Genomic DNA, 12646 nt, shown 5'->3' on the forward strand with positions numbered 1-12646 from the left:
CCGCACCCTTTCGGTGGCCGAGATCCGCACCGCCATGGCGGCGCTGCCGGCCAGCGCGCTGTGGAAGGCGGCGGGCTTCACCGTGCTCGCCTACCTGGTGCTGGCGGTCTACGACAAGCTGGGCTCGATCTATGCCGGGCGGCCGGTCTCCTGGCCGAAATCGCTTTCTTGCCTCCTTCTGCGGCTATTCGTTGGCGCACAACCTCGGCTTCGCCGCGGTGTCGGGCGCCGCGGTGCGCTACCGGCTCTATTCGGCCTGGGGGCTGACGCCGCTCGAGATCGCCAAGGTGGTCGGCTTCACCAGCCTGACCTACGGCCTGGGCGGCATGGCGCTCGGCGGCCTGGTGCTGGTCTTCGAGCCGGAGGTGGTGCCCTGGTTCGGCACCCACCTGCCGCACTGGGCGCTGCAGGCCATGGCCCTGCCGCTCTGGGGCATCGTGCTCACCTATGTCGTGCTCAGCCGCTTCAAGCGGCATGTGCGGCTCTTCGGGCACGAGATCGACCTGCCCGAGCCGCGCATGGCGCTGATGCAGACCGGCCTCGCCACCGTCGACGTGGCGATCACCGCGGCCATCTTCTACATCCTGCTGCCGCAGGCGGAGGGGCTGACCTTCCTGCGCTTCGTCGGCATCTACCTCGCGGCCTATACCGCCGGCATCGCCGCGCATGTCCCTGGCGGGCTCGGCGTCTTCGACGGCGCCGTCCTGCTCGGCCTGCAGCCCTACATGCCGGCGCCCGAGGTGATCGGCGCGCTGCTGGTCTTCCGGCTGTATTACTACATCATCCCGCTGTTCATCTCCGGCACCCTCTTCGTCGGCTTCAAGCTCGGCCAGCGCCGCAACATCCTGCAGCGGGTCACCGCGCTCGGGCGGGGAGCGAGACGCTGGAGGTGCCGGCGATCGCCTCGCTCGTGGCGCTCGCCGGCGCGCTGCTTATCTTCTTGGGGGCGCTGCCGACCAAGGGGACGATCATCGAGGAATGGGCCGGCCATGCCGCGGCCCTCGCCTCCCACTTTGCCGCCTCGGTCGTGGGGTCGCTGCTGCTGGTCATGGCCTATGGGCTGATGCGCCGGCTGACCATCGCCTGGGGCTTCAGCCTGTTCCTCCTGCTGAACGGCGCCGCCATCGGCTGGGTGCGCGGCGAGGCCTGGTGGCTCTGGGGCGCCTTCCTGCTGCTGGCCGGGCTGGTCGCCAGCCTGCGCGCCGCCTTCTACCGCGACAGCCGGTTGGTGCGGGAGCCGCTCTCGCCGGAAGCCGTGGTGCCGCTGACCGCGGTCGCCGCCTGCGGCATCACCCTGGCGCTGGTATCCTATGGCGGGCGCGTCTCGGAGACCGCCTGGTGGGGGGTGGTCTTCTCCGAGCTCGCGCCGGACAGCCTTCGGTTCACCGTAGGGCTGACCGGCGTGCTGCTGCTGGTCGGCATGGTGCGGCTGCTGCGGCCGGCGCGCTTCGCGCCGCTGGCCTGGGACGCGGCCACGCGGTCGCGGATCGCCACGCTCGGCGGGCTGGCCCCGCGGGAGGCCGATGGCGCGGTCTTCGGTGAGGGCGAGCGCGCCGGCTTTGCCTTCCTCAAGCGCGACGGCGTCTGGCTGGCGCTCGGCGACCCGGCGGGGGAGCGGAAGGATGCTATCTCGGCGATCTGGCGCTTCCGCGATCTCTGCGAACGGGCAGGGGTGGATGCTGCATTCTGGCGCGTCGGGCCCGACTACCTCAGGGTCTATGCCGATATCGGCCTGCATGCCGTGCCGCTGCGGCAGCGGGAGGAAGACCGGCCCTGCTACCTGGCGCTGCGCGCCGAGCGGGACCTGGAGAGCCTGCGGCCGCTGCTGCCGCCGGAGATGCGGCGCGCGGCGGAAGAGCTGGAGCGGAGCCGGGCGGCCTGAAGAAGGCCCGGCAGAAGGTACTCTCCCCAGACCCCCCATCTATTTTTTCTGACTCTGGCACCCGCCGCGCAGCGGGTGACGACTCACAAGAGGGAAGGAAGGGGTTTGGGGAGGGAACACTTTTCCCCTCCCCGGCCTTGCAGTCCCGTCCTACTGCGTCGCCCAGACTATCCGGTGCATCCAGGTGATCTCCGGGATCTCGAAGCTGTAGTCCGGATGCGCCGGGTTCAGGCTGCGCAGGTCCACCCGCTTGGCGGATTGCCGCTTCAGCTCCTTCGCCATCACCTCCCCTTTCTGCGTCCGCACCACCACGCGGTCGCCGCGCCGCACCGGCGCGCCGGGGGAGACGATGACTACGTCGCCGTCGCGGAAGACCGGCTCCATGCTCTCGCCCGAGATCTCCAGCGCATAGGCGTTGGGGTCGCCGATCTCCGGCACCGAGATCTCGTCCCAGCCGCCGCCGACGGGGTAGCCGCCATCGTCGAAATAACCCTCGCCGCCGGCCTGGGCGAGGCCGATCAGCGGGATGCGCCGCCCCGCCAGGCCGCGCCCGCCGCGCGGCAGCGCCGCAACGCCGGTGACCAGGGACGCGAAGTCGGAGAACCCCGCCCCGGTCGCCGCCAGCACCTTCGCCACGCTCTCGGTGGAGGGCCAGCGTGCCCGGCCATCGGCGCCGATGCGCTTCGAGGGATTGAAGGCGGTGGCGTCGAGCCCGGCCTTGCGGGCGAGGCCGGAGGCGGACAGCCCGTTCTCGGCCGCCAGCGCGTCGAGCGCCCGCCAGATATCCTCATGCGTCATGGCGTCGTTCCTGCCCGGCATCCGGCCGGCCCGTTCATGCTGTGAATCATGGGGATAACATCCTAGGTGCGGAGTCAGAGTGCAATAGGCTAATTTTCCTTGTTTATGCTTGCCTCTGCCATCCTCGCGCGGATATGTTCCTAAAATGTTCACGCCAGGAGAGAGGAAAATCCCCCCGATGACGCCCCCGAACACCGCGCTCCCCCGCCCCGCCGCCACCGCCCCGCGCGGTCGGACCGAAGCCTTTCGCAACGCGGAGGAAGCCTGGTTCTGGACGATGGCCGCGCTCATCGCCCGGCGCGACGGCGCCCGCATCGTCTCCGGCGCCGGCTTGGTGCAGCGCCCCTGCGAGCCGGACGACGTGGTGAAGGTTCTCGACCGCCTCTATCGCCAGCGCCGCATCGACCTGCAGCATGCGCGCATCCTGCGGATCTGGGGTGAAAGGCAGCAGGCGCCCGATCCGCGCGCGCCGCGGGAGGGCGGCGACGCGCGGCTGTGGCGCGAGGCGATGGCGCGGCTCGACTGGCCGTTGCGGGTGAAGGGCATCGTCGACGGTCCCTCGCTGCCGATGCAGGATTCAGCTGATATCATCGCGTTTCCCGGCAAGCTGCGGTGACCGCCGCGGCGCGGCCGGCGCATCGCCGCGCGGCGGAGGCCGGGCAGCGCGCCTTCATCGTCTTCGGCGGCAGGGCGGACCAGCCCTGGCTGCGCCTGCTGCGCCCGGGCTTCCGCCACTGCTTCGCGGTGCTGGCGGATGCCACTGGCTGGACCGTGCTCGACCCGCTCTCGGGACGGCTGGTGGTGGCGCGGCTGGAGGTGCCGGCGCAGTTCGACCTGCCCGGCTTCTACCGTCGCGCCGGATCTGCGGTCTGCGGTCCTTTCGCCCCCGGCAGGCCGCGCTGGCGGCTGCTGCCGCCGCTCTCGCCCTTCACCTGCGTGGCGCTGTGCCGGGCCGTGCTGGGCGCCGGCACGCCCTTCGCGGTGACGCCCTGGGGGCTGTTCCGCCGCCTCGCCAACAATAGGAAAAATATCTTGACACTTGGTACGGCTCCGCGTTAATCCTCCTCTCGTCAACGGGCGATCTGCGCCCGGTGGCATCCTCCCGATCCCCTCCCCGACCTCACCGAAGGCCCGCTCCCCTTCCACCGGGGGGCGGGCCTTCGGGCTTTCGGGCAGGGCATCCCCAACAGATCGAGGTGACGCGCATGGGTGGCCTGTTCCGCGCCCCGAAGCCGGTCGTCGTCCCGCCGGCGCCAACGCCCGCGCCGGCCATCGCCCCGCCCCCGCCCGAGCAGCAGGGCGAAGCCGCCCGGGCCGCGGCCCGCGACCGGGTCGCGCGCGGGCTGGAAGGCACCATCGCCACCTCCGCCCGCGGCGTGCTGGAGGCGCTGCCCTCCGCCCCCCGCAAGTCCCTGCTGGGGGAGTAGCCCATGGACGCGACCGAGATGCTCGCCCGCCACGCCGCGGCGCTGGAGCGGCGCCGCCCGCTCGAGCCGGTCTGGCAGGCCTGCTACGACCATGTCCTGCCCGGGCCCGCCGCGGCGCCCGCACTGTTCGACGCGACCGCGGCGGATGGCGCCGAGCAGCTTGCCGCCTCCCTGCTGGCCGAGCTGACCCCGCCCTGGTCCCGCTGGTTCGGGCTGGCGCCTGCTCGACCCGTCGAGGACCGCGCCGCGGCCGAGGCCCTGGAAGACGCGGCGGCGACGTTGCAGGGGCATCTCGACCGCTCGGATTTCACCATCGAGATGCACCAGGCCTTCCTCGATCTGGTGGTCGCCGGCACCGGATTGCTGCTGGTGGAGGAAGCCCCGCTCGGCGAGGCCTCGGCGCTGCGCTTCACCGCGGTGCCGGTGCGGAGCGCGGTGCTGGAGGAAGGGCCGGATGGCCGGCTTTCGACCATCTGGCGCCAGGCGCGGCTGACCGCGGCGCAGATCCGCGCCCGCTTCCCCGGCACGGCGCTGCCGGCGGCCGACGCGGAGGACCCGGCCCAGCACCCGGTGCTGGAAGCCGTCTGGCCGGAGCGCGGCATGACGCGCTACGCCGCGATCCTCGCCGATCCCGCCACGCCGCTGCTGCTGGCCGAGGGCCGCTTCGCCGAAAGCCCGGCCATCGCCTTCCGCTGGCTGAAGGCGCCGGGCGAGACCTATGGCCGCGGCCCGGTGATGAAGGCGCTGCCCGACATCCGCACCGCCAACAGGGTGGTCGAGCTCGTCCTCAAGAACGCCTCCATCGCCGTCACCGGCATCTGGCAGGCCGAGGATGACGGCGTGCTGAACCCGGACACGGTGAAGCTGGTCCCCGGCGCCATCATCCCGAAGGCGCCGGGCAGCGCCGGCCTCACGCCGCTGGCGGCGCCCGGCAACTTCGATGTCTCGCAGCTCGTGCTGCAGGACCTGCGCGCGCGCATCCGCACCGCGCTGCTGGCCGACCGGATCGGCCCGCTGCAATCGGCGCCGATGACCGCGACCGAGGTGCTGGAACGCGGCGCCCAGGCGGCGCGGCTGCTCGGCGCCACCTATGGCCGCCTGCAGACCGAGCTGCTGACGCCGCTGGTGACGCGCTGCCTGGCCATCCTCCGCCGCCGCGGCGAGATCCCGCCACTGCTGCTCGACGGCCGCGACGTGGCGCTGCGCTACGAAAGCCCGCTGGCCCGCCTGCAGGGCCGCGCCGATGCGGCGAACACGCTGCTGTTTCTCCAGGCGGTCGGCGCGCTCGGCGGCAATGCCGCGGCGCAGCTCGATGCCGCCGCGGCGACGCGCTGGCTGGCGAAGACGCTCGGCGCGCCGGCCGAGGTGCTTGTCCCCACCAACCCCATCCGGGAGTGACCCGCATGCCCGAGGACCTGCTGCAGCCGATCGACGCGGTGCCCCCGATGCCGGAGGTACCCGAGAAATTCCGCGACGCGACCGGCGCGGTGCGCGTCGATGCGCTGCTGAAATCCTACCTTGAGCTGGAGCGCCGCATGTCGCAGCGCGCCGGCCGCCCCGCACCCGACGCGGCGCCCGAGGAGCTGGCCCGCTTCCGCCAGGCGATGGGCATCCCCGACAGCGCCGATGGCTATGATATCGCCGCACCGCACGACCTCTGCTGCGCCGATCCCGAGATCAACGGAAGGCTGCACGCGGCGCATTTCTCCAACGACCAGGCGCAGCTGGTCTACGACCTGGCGGCGGAACGCCTGCTGCCGCTGATCGCCGAGGCCGCGGCGCAATACGAGGCCGACCGCCAGCGCGCCGTGCTGATCCAGCATTATGGCGGGGAGGACGCCTTCCGTCGCATGGCGGCGCAGCTCGCCGCCTGGGGCCAGGCCAAGCTGCCGGCGCCGGTCTATGCCGCGCTCGCCTCCACCGCCGAGGGCGTGATGGCGCTGGAGCAGATGATGCGCGGGCAGGAGCCCGGCCTCGGCCGCGACACCGCCGCGCCGGCGCCGGACAGCGAAGGCGAGCTGCGGGCGATGATGCGCGACCCGCGCTACTGGCGGGCGCGCGACCCGCAATTCATCCAGCGCGTGACCGACGGCTTCCGCCGCCTCGTCGGCAGCTGAACCCGGCGGGGCTTGAGCCACCCCCGAGGCTCGCCCCGCCGTTCCGGGGGCGGGCGGCTGCGCCGGCCGCAAGGCTGCCGCGCGCCGCCCGCCCCCGCCCCATGTCAGGCCGCGCTCAACCCGCGAATGCGGGCGCGCGGCCGCGCGCGCCGCAAGGGCCCGGCACCGCCGGCCAACCCGCGCGGCGCGCATTTTCCGCCACGCAGAGAAGGACCGCAGCATGTCCGCGTCGATCGACCAGGCCTTCATCAAGCAGTACCAGGCCGAGGTGCAGGAGGCCTACCAGCGTCAGGGCTCCAAGCTGCGCCCGACCGTGCGCAGCAAGTCGGAGGTGCGCGGCGCCTCCACCATCTTCCAGCGCGTCGGCACCGGCACCGCCGCCGCCAAGGCGCGCAACGGCGTCGTCCCGGTGATGAACATCGACCACACCTCGGTCGAGTGCTTCCTGCAGGACTACTACGCCGGCGACTGGGTCGACCGGATGGACGAGCTGAAGACCAACATCGACGAGCGCACCGTCGCCGCCAATGCCGGCGCCTATGCCCTCGGCCGCAAGACGGACGAGCTGATCATCGCCGCGATGGACAGCGGCACGCGGGAAGCGATCGGCACCGGCAGCGGCGAGACCGACACCGACGGCCTGACCCGCGCCAAGGTGCTGCTGGCCTTCCAGATGCTCGGCAATGCCGATGTCCCGGATGACGGCCAGCGCTACGCCGTCGTCGGCTGGAAGCAGTGGAGCGAGCTGCTGACCATCCAGGGATTCGCCAATGCGCAGTATATCGGCGATGCCGAGCTGCCCTGGAAGGGCACCCAGGCGAAGCGCTGGCTCGGCGCCACCTGGATCCCGCATAGCGGCCTGACCAGGAACGGCGCGCTGCGCTACTGCTACTTCTACCACAAGACCGCCATCGGCCATGCCGCGGCGGCCGAGATCAGCACCGACATCACCTGGCACGGCGACCGCGCCGCGCATTTCGTCAACACGATGATGAGCCAGGGCGCGGTGCTGGTGGCCGATACCGGCCTCGTGCGGATGCGCTGCAAGGAATAGCGCGCGTCCCGGCCCCGTCCCGTCCGGGACGGGGCCTTCTCCCTTTTCCCCTGCCGGAGTCCCCCGATGGCCCTCTCCGCCCTCGCGCTCTGCGCGCGCGCGCTGCTGAAGCTCGGCGCGCAGCCCATCGCCTCGTTCGACGAAGGCACCGCCGAGGCCGAGGTCGCGGCCAACCTCTATCCCGGCCTGCGCGACGCGCTGCTGGCGGCCCACCCCTGGAGCTTCGCCACCGGCCAGGCGACCTTGCCGCGGCTGGCGGCCACACCCACCGCGGATTTCCGGCACGCCTTCCAGCTGCCAGCCGGCTTCCTCCGCGCGCTCTCGGCGGGCAACCCGGAGCGCGGCCGCGGCCTCGCCTACCGCATCCTCGAGGACCGGCTGCACTGCAACGCGGACCAAGTGGTGCTGACCCAGATCTTCCGCCCGGACGAGAGCGGCTTCACGCCGCATTTCGCCGCCGCGCTGGTTGCCCGCCTGGCCGCCGAGTTCTGCATCCCGATCACCGAGAACACAGGTCGCGCCCAGTTGCTGGCCGCACAGGCGGAGGCCGAGTTCCGCGCCGCACGCCGCGCCGACAGCCAGCAGGCGACGCCGCGCGCGATCGAGGATTTCCCGCTGGTCTCGGTGCGGGGCTGAGCCATGGCGCAGACCCGCACGCTGAAGACCAGCTTCACCGCGGGCGAGCTGGCGCCCGAGCTGCTCGGCCGGCCCGATCTGCGCGCCAGCGCCAATGGCGCGCGGCGGCTGCGCAACGTCTTCATCCAGCCGACCGGCGGCGTCACCCGCCGCCCCGGCCTGCGCCATGTGGCGATGCTGCCGGGTGCGGCGAAGCTGATCGCCTTCGAGTTCAACACCGAGCAGATCTACCTGCTGGTGCTGACCGAAGGCGCCTTGCGCGTTTTCGTCGGCGACGCGCAGGTGGCGCAGGTGGCCGGCCCCTGGACCGCGGCGATGCTGCCGCAGCTCGCCTTCACCCAGAGCGCCGACACGCTGCTGCTCTGCCACCCCGAGATGCCGCCGCAGCGCGTCGCCCGCACCAGTCATACCGCCTGGACCGTGGCGCCCTGGGCCTTCGCGCGGGAGCCCTTCACCCGCTTCGCCGAGGCCACGCTGGCGGCTTCCGCCACCGCCGGCACGGTGACGCTGACCGCCTCCGCCGCCGTCTTCCAGGCGGGCCATGCCGGCGTGCGCTTCCGCCTCGGCGGCAAGCAGGTGCTGGTCACCGCCGTCGCCAGTGCGACGCAAGCCACCGCGACGGTCGAGGAGACGCTGGCCGGCACCGCCGCGACCACGGATTGGGAGGAGGCCGCCTTCTCCGCCGTGCGCGGCTGGCCCGCCACGCTCTGCTTCCACCAGGACCGGCTGGTGCTGGGCGGCTCGCGCGACCTGCCGAACCGGCTCTGGCTGTCCCGCACCGGCGACCTGTTCAACTTCGACCTCGGTACCGGGCTGGACGACCAGGCGATCGAGCTGGCTTGGTCTCCGACCAGGTGAACGCCATCCGCGGCGTCTTCTCCGGCCAGCACCTGCAGGTCTTCACCTCAGGCGCCGAATGGATGGTGTCGGGCGCGCCGCTGACCCCGGGCAGCGTCCAGCTAAACCGGCAGACCCGGGTCGGCTCGCCGGTCGCGCGGCTGGTGCCGCCGGTCGATGTCGACGGCGCGACCATCTTCGCCGCCCGCAGCGGGCGCGGCGTCTTCGAGTTCACCTATACCGACCTGCAGCAGCTCTACCAGGCGAACGACCTCGCCTTGATCTCGCAGCACCTGGTGCGGGACCCGGTGGCGATGACCTACGACCAGCGCCGCCGCCTGCTGCACGTGGCGATGGCGGATGGCAGCCTGGCGACGCTGACGCTCTATCGCGCCGAGCAGGTCACCGCCTGGACCGGCCAGGAGACAGACGGCCTCGTCCGCTCGCTGGCCGATATCGAGGGCACGGTCTGGGCAGTGGTGGAGCGCGCCGGCACGCTGCGGCTCGAGCGCTTCGACGATGCGCTGGCGCTCGACGCCGCACTGGATGGCAGCGCCGCGGTCGAGCAGGACACCTGGACCGGACTGGATCACCTCGAGGGCCGCGTGGTCGGCATCCTTGCCGATGGCGCGCCGCGCGGCACGGCCCAGGTCACGGACGGCGCCGTCACGCTCGACCCGCCGGCGCGCCGCGTCCAGGTCGGCTTGCCCTTCGCGCATGAGGTCACGCCCTTGCCGCCCGACCTCGCCATCCCCGGCGGCACCGGGGCGGCGCCGCTGCGGCTGGTTTCGGTCACCTTCCGGCTGCTGGAGACCAAGGCGCTCGCCGTCGATCTCGGCCGCGGGCCGGTCCCCGTTTCCTTCCGCCGGCTCGGCACGGCGCTGCTGGACGCGGCGCCGCCGGCCTTCACCGGCGACATCCGGCTGCGCGGCATCGGTTGGCAGCGCGACGCGCTGGCGCCGCTCTGGCGCATCGCCGACGACCGCGCCGCTGCCGATGACGCTGCTTTCCGTCACCACGGATATGAGGATCACCGACTGATGGCCGCACTCGCCTCGCTCGCCACCCTGGTCGGGGCTGGCGCTTCCATCTACGGCAATGCCCGCCAGGCGCAGCAGCAGAACGCATTGAACAAGGCACAGGTGCAGATCGCGCAGCAGCAGGAGGCGGCGCGCCAGCAGGCCCTGCTGGCGCAGCAGCAGCAGGACGAGCAACAGCGCGCGCTGGCGCTTTCGAAGACCATTGCCACCACGCGGGCGCGGCTCGCGGCCTCCGGCGTCGCGCCCGATGCCGGCTCGGCCGGCGCGCTCACAGCGGGCCTCACGCAGGAAGCCGCGGCGGCGCAGAGCGCCGAAGACGCGACGCTGCGGGCCCGCCTGGCGCAGGGCCGCATCAGCCTGCTGAACCCGGACGGCACCTTCACCGCCCTGCTGCAGAGCGGCCGCACCTTCGGCTTCGCCACGCGAAGCCTGCTCGATCAGGCGGCTGCGCAAGCAGCCGCCACACCAACCCTCCTTGCGCAGCCGAGGGGGACATGGTCCCCCTACACCCCCTTTTCGGAGTCCTTCGCCCGATGGACGAGCACATCAGGATCGGCGACATCGCGCCGCGCGTGCAGTACCTGGCCGATGGCACCCAGGCCAGCTTCACCTATCCCTTCCCGATCTTCGCCGCCGCGGATCTCGAGGTCCGGCTCGACGGCCTCGTCCTCGCCTCCGGCTACAGCGTCACCGGCGCCGGTGCGTCCGAAGGCGGCACCGTGGTCTTCGACGCGCCGCCCGCCGCCGCGCACCGCATCACGCTCCGGCGCAACCTGGCCGTGGCCCGCACCAGCGACTTCCAGGCGAATGGCATCCTCCGCGCCCGCACCCTGAACGACGAGTTGGACTACCAGGTCGCCGCGCTGCAGGAGGTGAAGGAGGAGCTCGGCAACGCGCTCCGCCTCGACCCGTCCGAGGTCGGCGGTGCCGCGACCCTGCCGCTGCCCACGGCGCGGGCCAACCGGCTGCTCGGCTTCGACAGTACCGGCGGCGTCACGGTCTTCGACCGCGGCGAGGGCACGATGACCGCTCCCTTCCCCGGCGGCATCCCGCGCACGGTTGAGGACAAGCTGGCCGAGCATCTCTCGGCCCGCGACTTCGGCGCGGTCGGCGACGGGGCCGCGGATGACGGCCCGGCGCTGCAGGCGGCGATGAATGCCGCGGCCGCCAGCGGCAAGCTGCTCGAGATCGGCGAGGGCAGCTTCCGCACCACCATGCCGCTGCTGCTGCCCGGCGCCGCGGCAGGGCTGAGCATGCGCGGCACCATCCTCTATGCCGGCCCGGGCGGCCATGCGGCGCTGACCCTCGGCGATGGCGGGACGGCGAACAACCAGCGCAAGTCCTATACCGGCCTCGCAGTCTTCCGCGCGCTGCAGAGCGACTGGCTGGACGAGGCGGATGTCGGCATCCGCATCCGCAACATCGATGCCTGCGTCGTCGATATCCGCCGCGCCGAGCGCTTCACCATCGGCGTGCAGCTGGTGGGCGACGCGCGCGGCTGCGAGGACAGCGACCTGCGCTATGGCCGGATCGTCGACAACCGCATCGGGCTCGACCTGCGGACGCTGACCGCCAGCGGCTGGATGAACTCGCTGCGCCATCAGGGCGGCCACTTCGCCTGCTCCGCCGCGACCAATCCGGGGACCGGGCGCTTCGGCGTGCGGCTCTCGGCCGCTGCCGGCGCCTATCGGCTGCACAACGCGCATCTCTTCACCGGCCCGGCCTTCGAGCTGCAGCGCCAGGGCACGCCCGGCACGGTCGATGCCATCCCCTTCCTGCTGGAGGTCGATGGCCGTGGCCTGATCGCCACCGGCATCCGGATGGAGGCCTGTTCCCCCTTCGTCGCGCGCCATACCGGCGGCTTCTCGGATGCGCGCTACGAGGTGGGCTATGTCGGCACCTATGGCTTTACCGGCTGCGCGGTGGATTACGCCGGCGCGACGCGGGCCGGCGGCACCGTGCTGCCGCTGCACCAGGCCGCCGCCGCGCTCGGCACGCCGCGGCTTGTCGCCGATGCGTCGAACCTCCGCGCCCGCGCCTTCCGCTGGGACGGCGCCTCGATTGGCTTCGAGGGGCTGGCCGTGCTGTCCGGCAATCCCGCCGGGCCGCCCACGACCCTCAACGGCTTCTGCTTCGCCGGCCTGTCCTCCATCGGGCTGGATGCGGATACCGTCACGGTGCCGACCAGCCGGGCGATCGCCTTCGTCGTCGATTGCTCCACCTGCAAGGAGTTCTTCCTGGCCGCCGAGGGCAGCGGGCTGCGGCCGATGGCGATGCAGTTCGATGCGGCGGAGGCCGTGCTGGACGGCAGCGCCACGGCGCTCTGGTCCAACATGAACGCGGTCTTCCAGGGCAGCCCATCCTATTGGTGGGAGGGCAATGCGGACCTCGACAGCCTGACCGGCGGCCTGGCGCTGAACCGGCTGCAGCGCGTCACGCTGGCGCCCAACGCCGCCTTCGCCATCATCGGCGTGCGCGGCGGCAATGCCGCCGCCGCGCTGAAGTCGCTGCGGCTCTATGTTCCGGCGACCGAGGCGCCGATGGTGCTGGCCGGCGCCGGTCGCACCTGGGGCACGCGGAAGCTCTCGGCCTCGCTCGCCTACGATCCGCCGAGCATCGCGGCCGGCGGCAATGCGTCGCAGGCGGTCACGCTGCCGAACGTGCAGAACGGCGATTTCGTCCAGGCCGGCTTCACCGGTGGCGCCTCGGCCTTCGTCGAGTGGAGCGCGGCCGTCACCACCACCGGCAGCGCCGGCACGGTGACCACGCGGGCCACCAACCGCCATGCGACGCTCGCCATCGACCTCGGCCCGGGCACGCTCCTCGTCCGCGCGCTGAAACCACGGGCGTGACAC

Annotated in this window: 12 protein-coding genes; 11 read left to right on the forward strand and 1 reads right to left on the reverse strand. The window is 72.4% G+C overall.

Annotated features, from left to right (window positions below):
* Positions 1-191: 191 nt before the first annotated feature.
* A complete protein-coding gene (locus ACQ86J_RS14800) occupies positions 192-1064 on the forward strand; it encodes a hypothetical protein (protein WP_431272835.1) in 873 nt (290 codons plus the stop codon).
* Positions 950-1882 carry a phosphatidylglycerol lysyltransferase domain-containing protein gene (locus tag ACQ86J_RS14805; RefSeq protein ID WP_431272411.1) on the forward strand — a complete coding sequence of 311 codons (933 nt, stop codon included), beginning with the start codon at positions 950-952 and terminating at the stop codon, positions 1880-1882. The genes ACQ86J_RS14800 and ACQ86J_RS14805 overlap by 115 nt, the downstream gene beginning before the upstream one ends.
* 150 nt (positions 1883-2032) lie before the next feature.
* On the opposite strand, the gene ACQ86J_RS14810 is transcribed toward ACQ86J_RS14805, so the two are convergent.
* Positions 2033-2680 (reverse strand): S24 family peptidase, encoded by a 648-nt coding sequence (locus tag ACQ86J_RS14810; protein WP_431271691.1) that lies wholly within the window; start codon positions 2678-2680, stop codon positions 2033-2035.
* A gap of 178 nt (positions 2681-2858) precedes the next feature.
* Between ACQ86J_RS14810 and ACQ86J_RS14815 the strand changes: the two genes are divergently transcribed.
* The 9 genes from ACQ86J_RS14815 to ACQ86J_RS14855 all read left to right on the forward strand — a co-directional run bounded on the left by ACQ86J_RS14815 (position 2859) and on the right by ACQ86J_RS14855 (position 12643).
* On the forward strand, positions 2859-3296 hold the full coding sequence (locus ACQ86J_RS14815) for a hypothetical protein (RefSeq protein WP_431271692.1): 438 nt from the start codon (positions 2859-2861) through the stop codon (positions 3294-3296).
* A complete protein-coding gene (locus ACQ86J_RS14820; protein WP_431271693.1) occupies positions 3293-3739 on the forward strand; it encodes a hypothetical protein in 447 nt (148 codons plus the stop codon). Before ACQ86J_RS14815 ends, ACQ86J_RS14820 begins: the two co-directional genes overlap by 4 nt.
* Positions 3740-3885: 146 nt before the next feature.
* Complete coding sequence (locus tag ACQ86J_RS14825) at positions 3886-4107, forward strand: hypothetical protein (RefSeq protein WP_431271694.1); 222 nt, start codon at positions 3886-3888, stop codon at positions 4105-4107.
* A 3-nt stretch (positions 4108-4110) separates the two neighbouring features.
* Positions 4111-5505 (forward strand): portal protein, encoded by a 1395-nt coding sequence (locus tag ACQ86J_RS14830; protein ID WP_431271695.1) that lies wholly within the window; start codon positions 4111-4113, stop codon positions 5503-5505.
* A gap of 5 nt (positions 5506-5510) precedes the next feature.
* Entirely contained in the window at positions 5511-6224 is a 714-nt protein-coding gene (locus tag ACQ86J_RS14835) for a capsid assembly protein (protein ID WP_431271696.1), read from the forward strand.
* Between the two features lie 220 nt (positions 6225-6444).
* Positions 6445-7278, forward strand: a complete 834-nt coding sequence (locus tag ACQ86J_RS14840; RefSeq protein WP_431271697.1) for a phage capsid protein — start codon at positions 6445-6447, stop codon at positions 7276-7278.
* 66 nt (positions 7279-7344) lie between these two features.
* Positions 7345-7914, forward strand: a complete 570-nt coding sequence (locus ACQ86J_RS14845) for a hypothetical protein (protein WP_431271698.1) — start codon at positions 7345-7347, stop codon at positions 7912-7914.
* 3 nt (positions 7915-7917) lie between these two features.
* Positions 7918-8772 carry a hypothetical protein gene (locus tag ACQ86J_RS14850; protein ID WP_431271699.1) on the forward strand — a complete coding sequence of 285 codons (855 nt, stop codon included), beginning with the start codon at positions 7918-7920 and terminating at the stop codon, positions 8770-8772.
* A 1552-nt stretch (positions 8773-10324) separates the two neighbouring features.
* A complete protein-coding gene (locus tag ACQ86J_RS14855; protein ID WP_431271700.1) occupies positions 10325-12643 on the forward strand; it encodes a phage tail fiber protein in 2319 nt (772 codons plus the stop codon).
* Positions 12644-12646: the final 3 nt, after the last annotated feature.

The organism is Dankookia sp. P2, from assembly GCF_050632255.1.
In the GTDB taxonomy this organism is placed as follows: Bacteria; Pseudomonadota; Alphaproteobacteria; order Acetobacterales; family Acetobacteraceae; genus Paracraurococcus.